This is a genomic window from Bacillus sanguinis (genome assembly GCF_018332475.1).
In the GTDB taxonomy this organism is placed as follows: domain Bacteria; phylum Bacillota; class Bacilli; order Bacillales; family Bacillaceae_G; genus Bacillus_A; species Bacillus_A sanguinis.
On sequence record NZ_BOQB01000092.1, the window covers coordinates 1 to 19256 of the forward strand.

The 19256-nt window shown below is 36.4% G+C and carries 23 protein-coding genes and 1 pseudogene; 17 read left to right on the top strand and 7 right to left on the bottom strand.

What is annotated here, in order from left to right; translation table 11 throughout:
- Window positions 1–12 precede the first annotated feature (12 nt).
- The 4 genes from brnQ2 to KI369_RS11875 all read right to left on the bottom strand — a co-directional run bounded on the left by brnQ2 (window position 13) and on the right by KI369_RS11875 (window position 2617).
- Complete coding sequence (gene brnQ2 / locus KI369_RS11860) at window positions 13–1329, bottom strand: branched-chain amino acid transport system II carrier protein BrnQ2 (protein WP_212956063.1); 1317 nt, start codon at window positions 1327–1329, stop codon at window positions 13–15.
- 218 nt (window positions 1330–1547) lie between these two features.
- Window positions 1548–2117 (bottom strand): spore coat protein CotJC, encoded by a 570-nt coding sequence (gene cotJC, locus KI369_RS11865; protein WP_000265278.1) that lies wholly within the window; start codon window positions 2115–2117, stop codon window positions 1548–1550.
- A 12-nt stretch (window positions 2118–2129) separates the two neighbouring features.
- Complete coding sequence (cotJB, locus tag KI369_RS11870; protein WP_001075543.1) at window positions 2130–2393, bottom strand: spore coat protein CotJB; 264 nt, start codon at window positions 2391–2393, stop codon at window positions 2130–2132.
- Window positions 2394–2401: 8 nt separating this feature from the next.
- Window positions 2402–2617, bottom strand: coding sequence for a spore coat associated protein CotJA (locus tag KI369_RS11875; protein WP_000362188.1), 216 nt, complete (start codon window positions 2615–2617; stop codon window positions 2402–2404).
- Between the two features lie 34 nt (window positions 2618–2651).
- Here KI369_RS11875 and KI369_RS11880 point away from each other — a divergent pair, with 34 nt between their 5' ends.
- Window positions 2652–3071: a VOC family protein gene (locus KI369_RS11880; protein ID WP_212956064.1), complete on the top strand. Its 420-nt coding sequence runs from the start codon at window positions 2652–2654 to the stop codon at window positions 3069–3071.
- Window positions 3072–3085: 14 nt separating this feature from the next.
- Complete coding sequence (locus KI369_RS11885) at window positions 3086–3865, top strand: DUF2935 domain-containing protein (RefSeq protein WP_071729225.1); 780 nt, start codon at window positions 3086–3088, stop codon at window positions 3863–3865.
- 17 nt (window positions 3866–3882) lie between these two features.
- On the opposite strand, the gene ku is transcribed toward KI369_RS11885, so the two are convergent.
- Entirely contained in the window at window positions 3883–4695 is an 813-nt protein-coding gene (ku, locus tag KI369_RS11890) for a non-homologous end joining protein Ku (protein WP_074564993.1), read from the bottom strand.
- A 351-nt stretch (window positions 4696–5046) separates the two neighbouring features.
- On the opposite strand from ku, the gene KI369_RS11895 reads away from it, so the two are divergent.
- The 5 genes and pseudogenes from KI369_RS11895 to KI369_RS11915 all read left to right on the top strand — a co-directional run.
- Window positions 5047–5328, top strand: coding sequence for a YkvA family protein (locus tag KI369_RS11895; protein ID WP_000733851.1), 282 nt, complete (start codon window positions 5047–5049; stop codon window positions 5326–5328).
- An 11-nt stretch (window positions 5329–5339) separates the two neighbouring features.
- Window positions 5340–5945, top strand: coding sequence for a DedA family protein (locus tag KI369_RS11900; RefSeq protein ID WP_212956065.1), 606 nt, complete (start codon window positions 5340–5342; stop codon window positions 5943–5945).
- 98 nt (window positions 5946–6043) lie between these two features.
- Window positions 6044–6412, top strand: a complete 369-nt coding sequence (locus KI369_RS11905) for a DUF3992 domain-containing protein (RefSeq protein WP_212956066.1) — start codon at window positions 6044–6046, stop codon at window positions 6410–6412.
- Between the two features lie 20 nt (window positions 6413–6432).
- Complete coding sequence (locus KI369_RS11910; RefSeq protein WP_212956067.1) at window positions 6433–6777, top strand: DUF3992 domain-containing protein; 345 nt, start codon at window positions 6433–6435, stop codon at window positions 6775–6777.
- Between the two features lie 109 nt (window positions 6778–6886).
- Window positions 6887–7099, top strand: a pseudogene (locus tag KI369_RS11915) (RNA-guided endonuclease InsQ/TnpB family protein); the annotation flags it as partial.
- Between the two features lie 50 nt (window positions 7100–7149).
- Here KI369_RS11915 and KI369_RS11920 read toward each other — a convergent pair.
- A complete protein-coding gene (locus KI369_RS11920; protein ID WP_212956068.1) occupies window positions 7150–7575 on the bottom strand; it encodes an S-Ena type endospore appendage in 426 nt (141 codons plus the stop codon).
- 349 nt (window positions 7576–7924) lie between these two features.
- Here KI369_RS11920 and KI369_RS11925 point away from each other — a divergent pair, with 349 nt between their 5' ends.
- From KI369_RS11925 to KI369_RS11935, 3 genes are all read left to right on the top strand, one after another.
- On the top strand, window positions 7925–10384 hold the full coding sequence (locus KI369_RS11925) for a LamG-like jellyroll fold domain-containing protein (protein ID WP_212956069.1): 2460 nt from the start codon (window positions 7925–7927) through the stop codon (window positions 10382–10384).
- 80 nt (window positions 10385–10464) lie between these two features.
- Complete coding sequence (locus KI369_RS11930) at window positions 10465–10668, top strand: hypothetical protein (protein WP_212956070.1); 204 nt, start codon at window positions 10465–10467, stop codon at window positions 10666–10668.
- Window positions 10669–10680: 12 nt separating this feature from the next.
- A complete protein-coding gene (locus tag KI369_RS11935; RefSeq protein ID WP_212956071.1) occupies window positions 10681–10851 on the top strand; it encodes a hypothetical protein in 171 nt (56 codons plus the stop codon).
- Between the two features lie 28 nt (window positions 10852–10879).
- Here KI369_RS11935 and bcaP read toward each other — a convergent pair whose 3' ends face one another.
- On the bottom strand, window positions 10880–12283 hold the full coding sequence (bcaP, locus tag KI369_RS11940; protein WP_212956072.1) for a branched-chain amino acid transporter BcaP: 1404 nt from the start codon (window positions 12281–12283) through the stop codon (window positions 10880–10882).
- A gap of 276 nt (window positions 12284–12559) precedes the next feature.
- On the opposite strand from bcaP, the gene KI369_RS11945 reads away from it, so the two are divergent.
- The 7 genes from KI369_RS11945 (at window position 12560) to KI369_RS11975 (ending at window position 19127) form a co-directional block, all read left to right on the top strand.
- Entirely contained in the window at window positions 12560–13687 is a 1128-nt protein-coding gene (locus KI369_RS11945) for a cation:proton antiporter (RefSeq protein ID WP_000899803.1), read from the top strand.
- A gap of 125 nt (window positions 13688–13812) precedes the next feature.
- On the top strand, window positions 13813–14127 hold the full coding sequence (locus KI369_RS11950) for an outer surface protein (RefSeq protein ID WP_212956073.1): 315 nt from the start codon (window positions 13813–13815) through the stop codon (window positions 14125–14127).
- A 29-nt stretch (window positions 14128–14156) separates the two neighbouring features.
- On the top strand, window positions 14157–15020 hold the full coding sequence (locus KI369_RS11955) for a MurR/RpiR family transcriptional regulator (RefSeq protein WP_048526333.1): 864 nt from the start codon (window positions 14157–14159) through the stop codon (window positions 15018–15020).
- Window positions 15021–15175: 155 nt separating this feature from the next.
- Window positions 15176–16060, top strand: coding sequence for an N-acetylmuramic acid 6-phosphate etherase (gene murQ, locus KI369_RS11960; protein WP_212956074.1), 885 nt, complete (start codon window positions 15176–15178; stop codon window positions 16058–16060).
- A 24-nt stretch (window positions 16061–16084) separates the two neighbouring features.
- A complete protein-coding gene (locus KI369_RS11965) occupies window positions 16085–17449 on the top strand; it encodes a PTS transporter subunit EIIC (protein ID WP_212956075.1) in 1365 nt (454 codons plus the stop codon).
- 48 nt (window positions 17450–17497) lie between these two features.
- Complete coding sequence (locus KI369_RS11970; RefSeq protein ID WP_212956076.1) at window positions 17498–18562, top strand: DUF871 domain-containing protein; 1065 nt, start codon at window positions 17498–17500, stop codon at window positions 18560–18562.
- A gap of 160 nt (window positions 18563–18722) precedes the next feature.
- Window positions 18723–19127, top strand: coding sequence for a DoxX family protein (locus KI369_RS11975; protein WP_212956077.1), 405 nt, complete (start codon window positions 18723–18725; stop codon window positions 19125–19127).
- The last annotated feature ends 129 nt before the right edge of the window (window positions 19128–19256 follow it).

Below are 19256 nucleotides of genomic sequence, written 5' to 3' on the forward strand. Positions count from 1 at the left end.
GCTTGCTTCTTTTTATTTTGTAGAAACTTCACCTTCAGCTTCTGTTTGCGGAATATAGTAACCGATTATACCACCGATGATTGCTGGGATAATCCAGCCGATTCCTAAGTTATAAAAAGGAATGGTGTGTACGATATTAGCAATAAAGTTTGGTATCATTTCCACATTATCAAGTGCATGAATACAGCTAATAATGAATGCAGCGATCATTGCTCCGATGTAGACAGAAGGTTTACGTTTCGTATATTTATCGATAAATGATACGAAAATTAAAATGATTGTAATTGGATACAAAATGATTAATACAGGTAAGGTAATTTTAATTAATAAACTTAAGCCTAAGTTTGAAATCATGAAGCTAAAAATACAAACGTATAGTACGAGCTTTTTGTAAGAAACATTAGTTAGCACTGTTGCGAAATAGTTGGCGAATGCACTTACAACACCGATTGCTGTCGTTAAACAAGCGAAGATAATGGCGATACTTAATAAAATATTACCGCTTGTCCCAAAGAATTGGTACATAACAGTAGCTAATAGTTGACCACCGTTCTCAAATTGTCCTAGATTGCCATTTGAAGCGCCGATATAACCTAGTAGGAAATAAACAATTGTTAAGAATAGAGCGGCAATGCTTCCGCAAATAATTGTATATTTCGCAATCGATTTCTTCTCTTGTATACCGTTTTGACGAATTGCATTTACAACAATTGTTGATAATACGAGAGCACCAATTGCATCTAACGTTAAAAATCCTTCAAGAAAACCTTTGAAAAATGGGATTTCTTTATAGTCACCAATAGGTTCTGCAAATGTTCCTGGTGAAAGAATCGCTTTTGTTGCCATAATTGCAATAATCCCAAGTAAAATTGGCGTTAATATTTTTCCGATATGATCTACTAATTTTGATGGATTTAATGATAAGAAGTAAACGACTGTAAAGAAAATCGCGCTAAAAATTAACATAGAATACCATTGATCTGGGAAAAGTGGTGCAATCCCAATTTCGTAAGATACAGATCCAGTTCGTGGAATAACAAATAGTGGGCCGATTGAAAGATAAATAATGATAGCGAATATTGCTGCGAATTTTGGATGAACACGGCTTGCTAAAGTGTTGAAACTACCACCGGCAAGGGCAACAGCGACGATAGCTAGTAAAGATAAACCGACGTCTGTAATAATAAATCCTGTAATGGAAATCCACATATTTTCTCCGGAAGAAAGACCAAGAAGGGGCGGGAAAATCATATTACCAGCACCGAAGAAAACTGCGAATAGTAATAAACTAATCGAAAGTATTTGCGCTGGTTTTAAAGTTGTACGCATATAAAGAAAATCCTCCTAATGAGTGTTTTTGTCGAAAATTCAAATAATTTGTCGAGTAACTGTTACTATTTTAAAGGTCTGATGACTAGAAAGCAATAGGGAATTTTGAAAAAATTAAAAAATAATACATTAAATCGAATAAATATACTATTTATATGTTTAATAGGAAGGATTTAACTTCAAACGTAAAAAAAACACATATCGCTAAGATACGTGTGTTAAAAATAAATTTTTCGATCGCGTTCTTCTTTTAAAATTTCTACAGCTTCTCGGAAACGTTGTGAATGGACAATTTCTCGTTCACGTAAAAAGCGTAAGCTATCATTTATGTCGGGATCGTCTGATTGATTAATGAGCCATTGATATGTGGCACGTGCTTTTTCTTCAGCGGCAATATCTTCGTATAGGTCGGCAATCGGATCACCTTTAGCTTGTATATAGGTTGCAGTAAATGGAACACCGGCTGCGTTATGATAATGAAGTGCACTATCATGATCAACATAATGAGGGTCAAGTCCAGCAGCTTTCATTTGTTCAGGAGTTGCATCTTTCGTTAGTTTATAAACCATCGTAGCAATCATTTCAAGATGCGCAAATTCTTCTGTGCCAATATCGGTAAGGAGGCCAATGACTTTATCAGGAATTGTATAACGCTGATTTAAGTAACGGAGTGCAGCAGCTAACTCTCCATCTGCACCGCCGTATTGCTCAATCAATAATTTTGCAAGCGCTGGATTACAAGTTCCTACTTTAACAGGGTATTGTAATTTTTTTTCATAAATCCACATAGTTTCTCTCCTTTATATTTGCCATGGCCAAGGACCTTTACTCCATTCCCAAGGGGCATTAGAATAGCTATTTCCATACTGTTGAAGTGGTCCATATTTTTCTTCCATCTGTTGTTTTAGTACTCTTCGTTTATAGGAAAAGTCATTAAATTGGTTAATAGCTGCTGTATCGTCTGGATGGGTGTCTAAGTAAAGTGTTAGTTCGACTAGTACAAAGTCTAATTCTTGGAGATTCTCTAAAAGTCGATAATATTCTTCTGGTAGTGGCTGGTTCACGTCAGTCGTCACCGCCCTTTTTTATAAGGATTTTCGTAATAGTCATAAAAAACAGGCCATAAAGTTCCTTTTTGTAGTGCTTCTTTCGGTGAGAATTGTGGCAAATTTGGCGGTTGAAAACCTAAATATAAATTAGGAGGGGTAGAGTAATATTTTTTACCAATAGGAGGACAAGGATCTTGAGGACTATGATATGGCACATATGATTTCATATATTTATCCATTAATAAACCTCCCTATATTCTTCATCACTACGTATTGTATTCAGACATAATAGGCATTTATGACACATATAAAAAGGTAATAGGTACAGGGGGAATGAATGTGGGGCAATGTATTGTATTAGAAGTGAAGAACTTAAAGGAAACTTTGTATTTTTATGAAGGGATTTTAGGAATTAAACCTAGTTTAGAAAGACCTCAATTAGATGTAACAGGGGTTTGGTATGATGCTGATTCAACGAGAATTAGTTTTGTCATGAATCGCATGTTAGGTGGGCGGGAAAAAAGTGTTACAGATTCATGTGAGGTTTTAACATTTACGATTTCTAACATAGAGAAATTGAAAAAGAAGCTAGCGTTTTATGAAATTTTATATACAGAAAATGAATGTGCGAGGAGTATTGTAGTACAAGACCCAGATGGATATAAACTTCAAGTGGTAGAGAAGGATGAATAAACGGAGGGGATTTGGTGGAGAGAAATTATGAAGAAAGTGCGTTGTTTGAGCATCAATTTTGGCTAAAAGTACTGAGTGATCATGCGCAATTTTTACTTGATGCGTTAGCTCCAAAGGAAAAAGAAGATATAAAAAAAGCTACTTATTTTGTTGAGCTATTTACGAATCTGTTAAATAAAGTTCGTAATGTGAATCTCGTGGCATTTTCCAAAGAGGCGGAACAAGCAGCTAAGGAGATTCGGACGTTTAAATTAAATATTATACAGAAACAGTTGGAAGGGAAAATTACAATTCATTTTACGCCAACTTTTATTAATCATATGGTAAACGAAGTGGAAGAGTATATAACGGTTTTAGAGTTTTTGAAGAAGGGGGAAGTTCCACCTGTTTTTCATGAACTGCATTATCATCTCGTTTGGTTAACGGATGCGGCAGGTCATGCGGGCTCTATTTCTGGTGGGCTAGATCTTGTTGAAAAAAGGTTGAAAGAGAAAAGTGAAGAATTCGAGAAGCACTTTGAACAATTTTATTTGAAGGCAGTTGAAATGACGGGGTATTTAAGAACAGAGCTTCATCATTTTCCTGCATTAAAGAAGTTTACAAAAGATGTTTCACTTGAACTAAAATTATTTTCACATTTTTTACATGAAGTTGAAGAATTGGAGTTATCAAATGAAATATTAAGTGCATTATCAGCAAGAATGGCAGATCATATGGCAAGAGAGGAATGTTATTATTTATTAAAATTAGCCCAATCATCTGGACTCGAAATGCCGAAATGTAATCCGCTTTAAAGAAAAAGAGGTCAATTTTATTTGGCCTCTTTTTCTGTTTTATTGTCTCTTTTTATTTTTGCTTGTTCAATACTTGCCTGTAATGTCTCCATAATATTGATGATGTTTGGAGCAGGAGAGATGGTTTCCGTTTTTTCTTGTTCTTCAATTTTATTTTCGATTAATTCGGTAAGAGCTTCTTTATATTCGTCTGTATATAACTCTTGTTCGAAAGGGTTTGTAAGATGGTGAATTAAGTTGATTGCTGCGGTGAGTTCTTGTTTTTGAATCGGATAATTTTCGTTACTTGGTAAGTTAGGTATATTTGTTATATCGCGAATTTCATTAGGATAGTGAATAGTTTGCAACATAAGCCCATCTTCAAAGTTACGGATAATAGCTAAATGTTGTTTTTTTCTAATGGAAATATGGATAAGACCAAGTTTATTCGTACGTTCAAGAGCTTCTTTTAATAATAAATACGATTTTTCGTGTCCTGGAGTAGGACCTATAAAATAAGAACGATCATAGAGAACAGAATCAATTTCGTTATTTTGGATAAAAGATATAATACGAATAGATCGTGGTTCGTGAGCTTTTTGCAACGCAGATAATTCTTTTTCATCCATAATAATGTACTTATGAGGTGCGTATTCATAGGCTTTTACAATATCTTTATCATCAATTTCTTCATCCGTACAATCAGGAGCGAATTTTTTATATTTAATAGGTGTTAAGCATTCTTTATGAAGGCTTAAAAATTTTATATCGTTTTCTTCTACAGCGCTATATAGTTTAATTCCTATATTTAATAGTCCAAGTGAAAGTGCACCTTTCCATACGGTATGCAAATGAAACCTCTCCTTTCATTCAAAAATGATTATGTATATTATGAGATAGTAAGAAATTTCCTATACGTTTTTTGTTTTTACGGAAGGTTAAGCAGGAGGGATTGGGATATAAAATATATTGACAAGCCCTCCAAAATATTTTAATGTGATTGTATAAAATTGTGTATATAAAGGGGAGTAACTTATTACAGTAAAGTCGTCATTACAGGGAGAAACCCTCGGCTTTATTGGCAACGTTTCGTTGTTAGTGAGACCTTTACCAGCAATGGTAAAGGCCCCTTCTTGTCTTTTTTAGGACCCTTACCATATTTGGTAGGGTCCTTTTTGTATACAAAGAGAGGAGAAATAAAAATGAAAAAACTTATTAGTAGATTAAGAGTTGTATTTCATGTTCGCCGTTTCGTTCCATTCCTATTTGACTTTTTTACTTCAAAAGAGGTTTCAATAAAGAAGAAAATCTTATCCGTTGCTTTTTTAGTTGGTTATGTAGCGATGCCGCTCGATTTAATTCCAGACTTCTTACCGTTTATCGGTATTTTAGATGATATTGGAATTGTGTTGTTTATTTTGAACCGAATTGTCAAAATGGCGCCAGTGCAATTGCAAGAAAAGCATAATGTAAATATCGGATAGGAGTTAAAAATATGGAGCAAATTATTTTAGATATAATTGAGTTTTTAAAGCAGTTTTCTTATTTTGGAGTTGTACTAGCTTTAACGTTTGAATTTATTCCAGCAGAAGTCGTTTTGCCTATGGTTGGATATTGGGTGTATGAGGGAGATATGAATTTTTGGCTAGCTGTATTAGCTGGGACACTTGGCGGAACGACAGGACCATTAACGTTATACGCACTCGGTTATTACGGTGGTCGTCCTCTATTAATAAAATACGGGAAATACTTCTTTATTAAAGAAGAACAAATTCAAAAAGCAGATGATTTCTTTGAGAAATATGGACCAGTTGTAGCATTTGTTGGACGCTTTGTACCTGGTGTTCGAACGCTTATTTCTGTTCCATGTGGTATGGCGAAAATGAACATATGGAAATTTAGCATCTATACATTTGTAGCAATGTTCCCGTTAACGACTTTATATGTCTATTTTGGAATGAAATTAGGTCCGCATTGGGAAAAAGCGGCGGATGTTGTGGGGCAATATATGTTACCGATACTAGGAGGCGTTCTGCTTATCGTGGCTAGTATCTTTGTCTATAAATATATGAAAAAAAGAAAAAAAACGGAATCTATCTAGTCATTTGAATATTTTTTGAAAATAGATGAATAGTACAGGCAAAAGACTCTAAAGGACATACACATATAGGGAATATAAAAGAGAGAGGGGAAACAACTATGTCTTGTGAGTGCTCAGGGACAGCATTAACTTGCTGTCCAGATAAAAATTATGTACAAGATAAAGTGTGTAGTCCGTGGTCTGCTACTGTAGTTGCAACAGCAATTGATAATGTTCTCTATACAAATAATATTAGCCAAAACGTAGTGGGTACTGGTTTTGTTAAATATGATGTTGGTCCAGGTCCAATTACTGTAGAAGCTCTTGATTCTGCTGGGGCTACAATTGATACACAAACATTAAACCCCGGAACTAGTATTGCTTTTACGTATCGCCGCTTTGATAGTATACAAGTTGTGTTACCTGCAACACCTGCTGGAACGTATCAAGGAGAATTTTGTATTACAACACGTTATCCACTTTCATAGCAGAATAGGAGAGGATCAAGATGGGAATAAGAAGTTCCAGTTTGTCTTGTTGTTCGAGTAAAACGCTTGTGCAAGATCAAGTATGTACAGACTGGTCTATTACAGGTGCTGGTACTCAAATTGTATATACAAATAATATCACGCAAGAAGTATATGGTTCAGGATACGTGAAATATGATGTAGGAGCTGCTCCGATTACAGTTGACTTTTTAGTAGGTGCAACAGTAGTTGACACAATTACTGTACAACCACAAAGTAGTGGTACTTTCACTGTCCGATATTTTACGACTGTTCGAATTACTACGACAGGAACAACTGTTAATCAAGGAGAGTTTTGTATTACTGTACGTTATCCGATTTCATAAAAAAGCATACCATAAATGGCATGCTTTTTTTAATTGAGAAAGTAATAAAATTGGTATTCTATCATGCCTTTCGAGAGGACTCCCACCTCTAAACGTAAGTGAACGTGATGGAGAAAATGACCAAAATACAACTTTTTCAGGAAAACGAATAAAGCGCGGCATATATCGTTCAGCAAATAAAACTTTAATTCATGCAGATGTAAATGCTGCGGCTAACATTTTACGAAAAGTAATCCCAAATGCATGGAAAAATGGGATAGAGGGGTTAGGCGTGAAACAGCTCGCTAATGTGTTAACTCTCCTGACGTTAATCGTCCGTTAGATCGGAACGTTAGAAACCCCCACTTCAAGCTTTTCTAAGTGGGGGAGTGTTCATAAGCAACATGTAAATTGGCAACAGTACTTGCCTTCTAAATATAGTGAAGGATTACTTTGTATATTAATAATACTGACTGATTGTAAGTCTTTTCCTGTGTAAGATATTGTATTGCCGGGAAACACAGTAAAAATATTGGTTATTGCTCCAACGATTTGAATTGTAATTGCTTCTGTGCTGCTAGTACTATTGTAAACCGAGACAGTGCCTGATATAAGTAGTATCCCATCACTTTGCCACAGTATCATTGATTGTAGTGCATCTTTGGTAGAGGGAATGGTGTTGTTCGTTATGAGGAAATTCCCTGCAAATTCATTTGTTACTCGCTCACAACTTGGATTTGGAGGAGGGGGCGGTGGACAAGGATCTGGACAAATGATAGATAAAGGAGCGAAACAGCCAATATTTTTTTTATTCTTCAATACAACCCCTCCTTTTAAGTTGTCTTTTACTACTATTAAATGTAAAAGCATGGCCGATGTGTTAAAAAAGAAGGAAATATTAAAAATTAAAATTGTCTAATAGGCTTAAACCTTAACTTATCATTAGTGTTATAGAAAAGATTATATGTGAATAGTCATAGGAAAAGAATGATCAGACTCTTTTAGACAAAAGGTGGTTGTATACAAGTACGAGGAATGTTGGACTTAACCTCTAATTAACTGTATATTTACAAAAATCTAATAAAATTCATTTGTTATTTAAACGACATTAACATGTTTTAGATAAAATAGCCCTTGTAATGAATCAATTATTATGAGGAGGATTCACGTGGAAAGAACAGCTTTACGAAAAGTAAAAGGTCTTATTGGATTATTAATGGTTTTTGTATTAGCATTCGTATCATTTCCGTGGAGTACATCAGTCAAAGCGGAAGAGAAGAAGCAAGAAAAGGCACCAAGTGAAAAGAAGATAGTTTTTCCAGTCGTAAGTGATGTACATATTAAAAATAGTGGAACGGATGATACGTTTCGCTGGAAACGAGCGATTGAACAGCTCAATACCCTTGCACCAAAGCAAGATGCATTTGTTATCGTAGGTGATTTCACAGATACAGGATCGGTACAACAATATGATCGTTTCATGCAAGTGTATAATGAAAATGCAAATAAAGATGCCGTGCGAATGAATTCTCTTGGTAACCATGATTATTGGAACGGTTTATCTGTAGAGGGCGCACAGAAGCGTTTCTTAGAAAAAACAGGTATGGAATCGATTTATTATCATAAAGTGGTGAAAGGGTATCATTTCCTTGTTATGTCTCCGGAGGACGGTACAACTCATGGATATTATTCAGACAAGCAAATTAATTGGTTAAAAGAAGAAATGGCAAAAGCGCAAAAAGATGATCCAGAAAAACCAATTTTCGTATTTTTACACCAACACATTAAAGAGACAGTTTACGGTAGTCATGAATGGGGAACAAAAGATAGCGCAAAAATTAATGCGGTATTAAAAGAATATCCGCAGGCTATTACGTTTTCAGGTCATTCACATTATCCGCTAGATGATCCAAGATCGATTCATCAAAAAGACTTTACATCAGTTGGTACATCTTCTATAAGTTACATGGAAGTTGAAGGTGGTAAAGTACAAGGGAATATCCCGCCAGGAGCTAGCACATTAAGCCAAGGTTTATTAGTAGAAGTAGATGATGAAGAAGTAACGATTAATCGTCGTGATTTTCATACAAATTCTTGGACAGGTGAGCCTTGGAAAATTAAATTACCAGCAAAGAAAGAAACTTTTACACATGTAGAAGATCGTGATAAAGAAAAACCATCTTTTTCGACAGATGCGAAGTTATCAGTATCAAATGTAACAGAAAATGCAGCAACAGTAACATTCCCACAAGCATTGGACAACCTTCTTGTTCACTCTTATCGTGTACAAGCTAGAGATAAGCAAACGGGAGAAATAAAGAATAAATTGTTAGCATTCTCAGAGTTTTATCGTGATCCAGTGCCAAAAGATCTTACGTTTACGCTTGCAGGATTAGATGGCGGAAAAACATATACGCTTGAAGTCGTTGCGATCGATTCATTCGGTAATGAAAGTGCGCAGCCGTTAACGGCAGAAATTACTACAAAAAAAGATGATATTGATCCGAATGTAAAAGTACCAAGGGCTGATGTTTTTGATGTGAATTTTGCAGATGGTACATTTAAAGACAATTCACCATTTGGAACAAAAGGTGATGTGAAGGGCAATGTGACTATTGAATATGATAAAGCATTGAAAAAGAATGTTATGAAGTTAAACGGACAATCTAATACATTTGGGTACCTTTCATTTTCAGCAGCACAAAAAGAGAAAGTAGCAAATACGTTCACGCTAGAAACTGTATTTTCAATGAATGAAATTCGCGGACAAGGTATTTTACAAAATACAGAGAGCGGCGGAATTGGCTTTGAATCTACAGGAAGTGGATATGTTGAATTGTGGGCTCATATTGGTGGCAGTTATAAACGTGTTGGCGTTCAATTAGAAGCGAACAAAACATATCACTTAACAGGAACATATAACGGAAGTGAAGTAGCTATTTATGTCGATGGTAAAAAAGTAAATAGCCAGCCAGCTAAAGGGAAAGTGTCTCATCCGAACGTACCATTTGCATTTGGAGCTGACCCTGATAGCAAAGGAAATGGTGGTATTCCGTTGAACGGACAAATTGCGCTTGCGAGATTATATAGTAAATCGTTAAGTTCTTCAGAAGTATTAGCGGCGTACAATGAGTTTTCTAACCGTACAAAGTTAGAGCAAGTGAACGCGTTATATGAAGAGCTTGGAAAAGTGAAAGAAGTGTTAGCTGGTACGTATGAGTTTGGCGACAAGCCAGGTCAATATTCAAAAGAAGCATTTCAAGAATTAGAGAAAAGCTATAATAATGCAAAGCAAGCATTTGAAAATGTAGGGAGTACGGGAGAGCAAATCGTTCAAACGTATAACGAATTAAAAACAGCTAATGTAACATTTGTACAATCTAAAGTAGTAGAACAACCGAAAACACCGAAAGAAAAATTACAAATCAATATTGAATCTGCAAAAGCAGTAGTAAAAAAAGCGCAAGATGCAAATGTAACGGACGGTTCAGTGAAATCATTGAGCCAAAAAATCACAGTAGCAGAAGCTGTATTAAAAGATGCAAAAGCAAAAACTGAGTATGTAGAATCAATGAATCGTACGTTAGAATATGCGATTTCACTCGTTGAAAAAAGTATGAACAAATAAGAGAGAAGAAAAAGAAGCTTATCATGATAGGCTTCTTTTTTGTTATACTAAAAATAGCATAGAAAAAAGGAGCGAATAATTTGGAACAGAAAAAGCTAAAAAGAATTCTTGAATATGTATGGATCGCGGTTGTGCTCCTTGTAGGATATTATTTATTAAAAGATAAAAGTATTTGGATTTTATTTTTAATGACTTTCTTATTAGCAGGTCTAGGTACGTTATTTATTAACTTCTTCTTTGATAGTGTGAATGCATGGAAGAAGAAAAAGAAGGGAACGAAGTAAAGGAGGGAATATATGCAAAAGTGGAAGCTTATATATCAGGTGATTCTTTTCATAGTGCTTGTAGGTATTGGCGTTTTAAAATATTCTACACCGATAGGAAATTGGGCATCGTTTACAGCTTGCATCGGCATATTTTTCATTTTACACTCGTTAACGAGAAAATATAATAACACAGAAAGATAGCTCGCCATTTTATCGGCGAGCTATTTTGTTATGCTTTTTTCTCTTCATCACTTGTTTTTTCAGCAGCTAAATGACTATGTTTTCTAGAGTAGAAGAAATAGAAACATAAGCCGACTATAAGCCAAGCGATAAAGCTAATCCATGTCGTTTTAGACAAATTAATCATTAAATATAAGCAGCAAAGAATCGCGACAACAGGTAATACAGGTACGAATGGTGTGCGGAATCCGCGTTTTAAGTCAGGGTGTGTTTTTCGTAAAATAAGTACCGCGCAGCAAACGAATGTAAAGGCTGTTAACGTACCGATGTTTACTAAATTCGCTAGTAAATGTAAGTCTAACAGTCCTGCTAATAAAGCGGCAACAACACCAGTGATCCACGTGTTTAATAAAGGGATTTTTACTCTATTATTCACACGTGCTAGCGCTTTTGGAAGTAGACCGTCGCGGCTCATCGCATAAGAAACGCGAACTTGTCCATACATAACGACTAAGAGAACGGTTGTCATACCAGTCATTGCTCCAACAGCGAGTAGTCCTGCAATTGTATCTTCGCCAACGAAATGTAAGGCAAACGCAACTGGATCAGAAACATCTAATTGTGTATATGGAACCATACCTGTTAAAACGAAAGATACAATCATGTATAAAACAGTACAAATAAGAAGGGAACCGATAATGCCAATTGGTAAATCGCGCTGTGGTTTTTTCGTTTCTTCCGCAGCGGTTGCGATTGCATCAAATCCTAAGAAGGCGAAGAACACAGTGGCAGCTCCAGTAATGATACCGTCGTATCCAAACGGAATGAAAGGAGTCCAATTTTCAGGTTTTACATATTTTGCGCCTGCTACGATAAAGGCGATAATAACAGCTAACTTGATAAGAACCATAATATTATTAATGCGTGCGCTTTCACGTATACCAAAACTTAAAAGTCCCGTAATGAGTAGTAAAATACAAACAGCTGGTAAATCGATGAGACCACCTTTTCCTACGCCAGGGGCCGAGGCGATTATGGCAGGCAGATGGATGTTAAACCCTTGTAGTAAAGATTGTAAATAACCAGACCAACCGACAGCTACTGCTGCGACTGCAAGTAAATATTCGAGCATTAAACACCAGCCAACGATGAAGGCGACGACTTCTCCGACTGTCATGTATGCGTAAGTATACACACTTCCTGAGACAGGAATAGAAGAAGCAAATTCGGCATAACAAAAGGCTACACATGCACAAGTAAATGCAGCAATAAGGAATGATAGCATAATACCAGGACCAGAATGTTTCGCTGCGACAATACCTGTTAATACAAAAATCCCTGTTCCAATTACGGCGCCAATTCCTAAGAATGTTAAATCGAGTGCTGTTAATGTCCGTTCTAGCTGCCGCGGTGATTCAGTACTAAGCGCTTTTTTTCGTAATAATGACTTCACTTTGGACTCTCCCCCCGTTTTTTCATTTCCATAACTGCGAATGTAGTATGAGCCCACTAGAAAAGAGTATGTAAGTAAATGGAGGTACAGTTATGGTATATAGTTTTTGGAATTGCTGGGTTCATTTTATTATAATTCAGAATATTTTGTCAAATAGAAATGTGACAAATAAAATGCGAATGAATAGGGGAAACTACTTGCAGGAATGGACGGGGATTACCAATCTATTCGGATGGAGAAAACCCACTGATTAAAGTTAAAGTAGGAGAAGATGCTATGCTATTTTATTTTGAACTTGTCGTCATTTTACTTTGTACGAAATTAGCTGGTGATATTAGTGTGAGACTCGGCCAGCCTTCTGTACTTGGTAAATTAATTGTTGGTATTATTATCGGTCCGGCTGTACTCGGTATTATTAATAGTTCTGAATTGATCGATGAACTGAGTGAAATTGGTGTTTTACTACTTATGTTTATGGCAGGACTTGAAACAGATTTAGAAGAGTTAAATCGGAATTTGAAATCTGCATTCGCAGTAGCGATGGGAGGAATTATTTTCCCATTCCTTGGTGGGTATTTAGCAGGACTTGCGTTTGGAATGTTACAGTCGCATGCGATCTTTTTAGGGTTATTACTTTGTGCCACTTCAGTTAGTATTTCTGTTCAAACATTAAGAGATTTAGGGAAAATGAATACGAGAGAAAGTACGACGATTTTAGGGGCAGCTGTATTTGATGATGTAATTGTTGTTATTTTATTAGCATTTGTGATGAGTTTTTTAGGTACACAAGATGTAAATGTAACGCTTGTCATTGCAAAGAAAATTATCTTTTTTGTAAGTATCGTTTTCATTTCTTGGAAAGTGGTTCCGTGGATTATGAAAATGCTCGTGCCACTTCGCGTAACAGAAGCGTTAATTAGTGCGGCTCTTATTATTTGTTTCTCATTTTCGTATTACAGTGAAATGATGGGGATTGCAGGTATTATCGGAGCATTTGCAGCCGGAATTGCCATTTCGCAAACAGAGTATAAGCACGAAGTAGAGCATAAAATTGAACCAATTGCATATGCAATATTTGTCCCAGTGTTCTTTGTAAGTATCGGAATGGAGATTACATTTCAAGGTATTGGAAGCCAGCTTTGGTTCATTATCATCATGACGCTTATTGCGATTTTCACAAAGTTAATTGGATCAGGTTTAGGAGCAAGACTAACAGGATTCAACCTTCAATCTTCTATTAGTATTGGTGCGGGGATGGTATCGCGCGGAGAAGTGGCGCTTATCATCGCAGCGAATGGACTTGCGGCGAATTTATTAGCGAAAGAAAATTTCACAGCAATTGTTATTGTTGTTATATTAACGACGATTATTACGCCGCCGCTTTTAAAGAAATATTTCGTGTAAAGAGGAAGAGCTTATCTGAAGTAGGTAAGCTCTTTTTTATTGCAAAAAGCAATAGTCATGTGGCATGAAAGGTTTGTAATTATGGTAAAATCTATGTATGTGATATGACAAGGAGAGGGAAGTGTTTGAGGATTACGAAGGGAAAAATTATAGGTGTAATTATGCTTCTTTTATTGTGCATACCATTTACTGCATGGAAAGAATCAAAAGTGAAAGATTTTCCGGTTTCTATTTTCTCGGAAGAAGCAGATGGTGAGTACGACCAGAAGCTGAAATATACTGCTTTTTTACCTGATGTTGCGATTTGGATGAACGGTTGGGAAAAGAAGTGGACAGAAGGGGAAAGAACTGTTTATCAAAAAGGGAATCGCATTGTAAATGTGTTTCATCCTCCTGGTGATGATGGTTTTTACCTTCTTGAAGCAAGAGAAAATAAGTGAACGCAACCGTAAGAAGTGGAGGTTAAATAGTGAAAGCTTCAACATTACTATTTAAAATTGAAAGTAATATGGATCAATTTTCACCAGCTGAAAAGAAGGTTGCCATGTACATAATGGAGAATGCAGAGATTGTTCCGAACTTAACGACGAAAGAAGTTTCAACAAATGCAGGCGCAAGTGAGGCGAGTGTTGTTCGCTTTTGTAAGTCGATTGGAATCGGAAGCTTTAAAGCATTTAAAATCGCGCTCGTTCGTGAATTAACGATTGCTGATTATAATATTAATGATTTTTCAGTGATGAATACGGAAGATGGCCCGTACGACTTGTTTAATAAAGTTACATATGTGAATAAAGCTGCAATTGAGGCGAGCGTTACGGCGATAGATAAAAAAGAACTTGAGAAAGCTGCAGATCGTATTGTAAATGCGGGCAAAATTATATTTTACGGAGTAGGCGGATCAGCTACTCCAGCGATGGACGGGGCTTATAAATTTACAAGGCTCGGATTTACAGCGATGATGCTATCTGATTTTCATATGATGTTACCGCTTGTGACGAATTTAAAAGAGGGCGATATATTTGTTGCGATTTCAACATCTGGTCGTACGAAAGATGTACTTGAAATGGCGCAATATGCGAAGAGACAAGGTGCAACAGTAATTGCGATTACGAAGCTTGATCAATCATCACCGTTATATAAAGAAGCGGATATTCGCCTTTGTATGCCAGATGTAGAACAAGATCATCGTATTGCAAGTATTGCTTCAAGAATGACGCAATTGAACATGATAGATGCTCTATATGTGATTACTTTTAATCGCATTGGTAATAAAGTGCTGGATCAATTTATGGAAACAAGAGAAGAAGCTTTGCGATTACGGAAGCTGAAATGAGAAGATGGGGAAACCCATCTTTTTTTGCATACGGACGGACATAAATTCGTCATGAAAAGAAATAAAATTTCATAAAATAATAAAGTAATATTGATTTTAAATTTCTTAAAGTTATAATAAAAGTATGAAATTAAATTTCAGAGTGGGTGGTAAATATGTTAGAGAATTTATCGACAGAACATCGTAATGAGAAGACGATGAATTTAGATGAGATGAGTATAAAAGAAGTTCTGCAAAGTATGAATGAAGAAGATCGGACTGTTGCATTAGCAGTTGAAAAAGAGATAGAACAAATTGAAAAGGTTGTAGGGGCTGTTATTCAATCTTTTGAAGAAGAGGGACGTTTAATTTACATTGGGGCTGGTACGAGTGGTCGTTTAGGTATTTTAGACGCAGTGGAATGTCCGCCGACATTTGGTACAGATGATAAAATGGTGCAAGGATTTATAGCAGGTGGATTGAAAGCGTTTACTAAGGCGGTAGAAGGTGCCGAAGATCGCGAAGAGTTAGCAGAAGAAGATTTGAAAAGTATTGGATTAAATGAGAAAGATACTGTGATTGGAATTGCGGCAAGTGGTCGAACTCCTTACGTAATTGGCGGCTTGAAGTACGCGCAGAGAGTGGGAGCGAGTACAGCTAGTATCTCTTGTAATAAAAATGCTGAAATAAGTAAATATGCAAAACTAAATGTGGAAGTAGAAACGGGCGCAGAAATTTTAACAGGTTCAACGCGTTTGAAGGCTGGTACAGCGCAAAAATTAGTGCTCAATATGATTTCAACAGCTTCTATGATTGGTGTAGGGAAAGTATATAAAAACTTAATGGTAGATGTTCAATCTACGAATGAAAAGTTAGTAGAACGATCAAAACGAATTATTGTGGAAGCAACAGGGGTTAGTTATGAAGTAGCAGCAGAGCATTATGAAAAAGCAGAACGTAATGTGAAAGCTGCGATTGTTATGGTGCTATTGCAGTGTGAGTATGGGGAGGCACTGGAGAAATTAAAAGAAGCGAAAGGGTTTGTTAAGAAGGCACTATAAAATAATAGGGAGGGGGATTCTATTATGAAGAAAGAACAGAGAATGGCCAAAGAGATTTCAGAGCAACTTGGGGGAGCGAAAAATATTCGTGGCATTGCTCATTGTATGACGAGACTGCGATTAACGCTTCATGATGAAAGTAAAGTAAACATGGATCTTTTGAAAAAGGTTGAAGGGGTTATGGGTGTTATTGAAGATGAGACGCTTCAAGTTGTTGTTGGTCCAGGAACGGTAAACAAAGTAGCAGCTGAGATGGAAAGTTTAACGGGACTGCGAATTGGTGAGGTGGCAGATCATCACCTTGAAGACCTTGGGCAAGAGATGAAGTCAGAGATTAAGAAGAAAAATAATACACCAGTGAAAAACTTTTTAAGAAAAATAGGAAGTATTTTCATTCCGTTAATTCCAGGTCTTGTTGCGTCAGGAATTATAAACGGGGTCGCTAACTTTGCGAAAAACGCAGGTGCTGATCCGAATGCAACTTGGCTACAAATGTTACTACTTATTGGCGGCGGTATCTTTACATTCTTAGGCATTTTAGTCGGCTGGAATACGGCGAAAGAGTTTGGCGGGACTCCAGTTCTTGGGGCGATTGCTGGTATTTTAATTTTCAACCCGGCAATGGCGAATGTAAAATTATTCGGTGAAGCGTTAGTACCTGGACGGGGCGGATTATTTGCAGTTATTTTTGCAGCGTGGCTTATGGTTGTAGTGGAAAGACAAGTTCGAAAAGCAGTGCCAAATGCAGTTGATATTATCATAACGCCACTTATTACTGTGTTAGTCGTAAGTATCGTTACGATGTTAGCGATTCAGCCGGTAGCAGGTTTCTTATCTGAAGGAATTACAAATGGAATTAATGGTATTTTAAGTATTGGCGGAGCGTTTGCTGGAGCAGTACTTGCTGGAACATTTTTACCGCTCGTTATGGTCGGGTTACATCACGGTTTAACACCGATTCATATGGAGTTTATTAATCAGACGCACGTAACGCCTTTATTACCGGTACTCGCAATGGCTGGAGCTGGGCAAGTAGGGGCGGCGATTGCTATCTATGTGAAAACAAAAAACAAACGACTTCGTAACGTAATTAAAGGTGCATTACCAGTTGGCTTTTTAGGAATTGGTGAACCGTTATTATACGGGGTTACATTACCACTTGGGAAACCGTTTCTCACTGCTTGTTTAGGGGCAGCTGTCGGCGGTGCATTCCAAGCAGTTATGCAAACAGCTGCACTTGGAATTGGTGTATCAGGATTATCATTAATTCCGTTAATTGCTGATAATAAATATTTATTATATTTCCTTGGATTAGTAGTGGCATATACTTTTGGATTTATCTTTACGTACTTCTTCGGATTTAAAGAAGAAATGGCAGAAAACATATAGAGAAAGGGATTCCTTTCTCTTTTTCTACTCATAGAAAGGGAGATTCATATGATCGGAGTTTCAATTTATCTTTCAAACGAACGAGTAAAGAAGCAAGAAGAGTGGCTAAAAGTAGCGAAGGAAAACGGGTTTTCATCTATTTTTACATCATTGCACATTCCAGAAGATGATCCAAATACGTATAAAGAGTTAATTCAAATACTTGGAAAGCAAGCTCTCGAAAATGAAATGGAATTAATGGTCGATGTTTCTCCAAAATCTTTACACCATTTAGGTATGACATACGAAAATGTCGAAGAGTTAGTAGACTGGGGCATTACTGGTTTACGAATGGATTATGGCATCACGCCGAAAGAAATCGCACGCGTATCTTATAAAATGAAAGTAGCTTTAAATGCGAGTACGATTACAGATTCATTTTGGAAAGAGTTAATCACTGAAAAGATACGGGTAGAGAATGTGGAAGCGTGGCATAATTTTTATCCGCGCCCAGAAACAGGACTAGCAAAATCATTCTTACAAAAACAAAACGAATACTTACATGCGTGCGGAATAAAAACGATGGCATTTATTCCGGGAGATGGTGAAAAACGTGGTCCGCTATGTGAAGGTTTACCAACGTTAGAAAAGCACCGCAATATGCGCCCGCTTGAAGCGTACTTAGAACTTGTACAAGATTGTGGTGTCGATAAGGTGTTAATCGGGGATATAAGCGGAAGTATAGAAAGTGTACAAGAGATAGCGAGTGCGAGTAGAGGAATTATTCCGCTGCGGTATGAGCCATTGATCGAGAAAAATGAAGTATTAAAAATGGTAGAACAAGTGCATACAAATAGATTAGATCCAGCTCGTGATGTCATTCGTTCTGTAGAATCACGAGAAGAAAATAAATTCGTGTTACAGCCAATGCATGCAATTGCAAGAAAGAAAGGCAGCATTACAATTGATAATGAATTGTACGGTAGATATGCAGGAGAGATGCAAGTTGCCAAACATGATTTGCCTGTAGATGAGAAAGTGAATGTTGTTGGGATGGTCGTAGAAGAGGATTTGTCTTTATTGTCGTATGTTGGTGCTGGAAAAATGTTTCAACTTTTTTGTGCGATAGAGTAAAAGCTTGAATTAGCGCTATTTTGAAGGAAAACATTATCCGTAAAAGGGATAATGTTTTTTGTTTTCTTTAAAAAAGTATTTGACGAATGAAATGAAATACCGTATTGTTTTGACTTGTAAATAAAAGTTCACCATAACAAAACAAAAAGGAGAGTTCAAAATGAATCAATACATTGGTAATTTAATTATTCGTATCGTGTTAGGAGTAACGTTCTTTGCACATGGTTTAGCGAAGTTTCAATCGGGTATCGATAACGTAGCAGGATGGTTTACAAGCATTGGCTTACCAGGCGGTCTTGCATATGGCGTAGCAACAGTTGAATTAGTTGGTGGTATATTATTAATTATCGGTTTAGGCGTAAGATATGTAGGGTTGTTATTCGCTCTTATTTTAGCTGGAGCTATCGTAAAGGTAAATGGAGCAGCAGGTTTATTAGGAGATGGAAAGAATCCAGGATATGAATTAGATCTTGCATTACTAGCAATGGGTGCGTATTTATTCGTTGTAAAAGCAGAAGGATATGTAGATCGTTTCTTAAAAGAGAAAGTAATGAAAAAGAAGTAAACTTATTTATAAAATGTTGACTTGAATCAATATTGTAACTATAATGATTACAACATATAGATTAAGAGTGAAACAATTTAAATATTTTTTTACACATGTTGTAACTTTAAAGGTTACAACATGTGTAAA

Excerpts from the sequence above, each read along its gene's own strand:
- KI369_RS11905 (WP_212956066.1), top strand. The coding sequence starts at position 6,044 with ATGTCTTGTGAGTGCTCAGGGACAGCATTAACTTGCTGTCCAGATAAA.
- KI369_RS11875 (WP_000362188.1), bottom strand. The coding sequence starts at position 2,617 with ATGGATAAATATATGAAATCATATGTGCCATATCATAGTCCTCAAGAT.
- KI369_RS11970 (WP_212956076.1), top strand. The coding sequence starts at position 17,498 with ATGATCGGAGTTTCAATTTATCTTTCAAACGAACGAGTAAAGAAGCAA.
- brnQ2 (WP_212956063.1), bottom strand. The coding sequence starts at position 1,329 with ATGCGTACAACTTTAAAACCAGCGCAAATACTTTCGATTAGTTTATTA.
- KI369_RS11965 (WP_212956075.1), top strand. The coding sequence starts at position 16,085 with ATGAAGAAAGAACAGAGAATGGCCAAAGAGATTTCAGAGCAACTTGGG.
- murQ (WP_212956074.1), top strand. The coding sequence starts at position 15,176 with ATGTTAGAGAATTTATCGACAGAACATCGTAATGAGAAGACGATGAAT.
- KI369_RS11945 (WP_000899803.1), top strand. The coding sequence starts at position 12,560 with ATGCTATTTTATTTTGAACTTGTCGTCATTTTACTTTGTACGAAATTA.
- KI369_RS11975 (WP_212956077.1), top strand. The coding sequence starts at position 18,723 with ATGAATCAATACATTGGTAATTTAATTATTCGTATCGTGTTAGGAGTA.
- KI369_RS11910 (WP_212956067.1), top strand. The coding sequence starts at position 6,433 with ATGGGAATAAGAAGTTCCAGTTTGTCTTGTTGTTCGAGTAAAACGCTT.
- KI369_RS11895 (WP_000733851.1), top strand. The coding sequence starts at position 5,047 with ATGAAAAAACTTATTAGTAGATTAAGAGTTGTATTTCATGTTCGCCGT.
- KI369_RS11935 (WP_212956071.1), top strand. The coding sequence starts at position 10,681 with ATGCAAAAGTGGAAGCTTATATATCAGGTGATTCTTTTCATAGTGCTT.
- cotJC (WP_000265278.1), bottom strand. The coding sequence starts at position 2,117 with ATGTGGATTTATGAAAAAAAATTACAATACCCTGTTAAAGTAGGAACT.
- KI369_RS11900 (WP_212956065.1), top strand. The coding sequence starts at position 5,340 with ATGGAGCAAATTATTTTAGATATAATTGAGTTTTTAAAGCAGTTTTCT.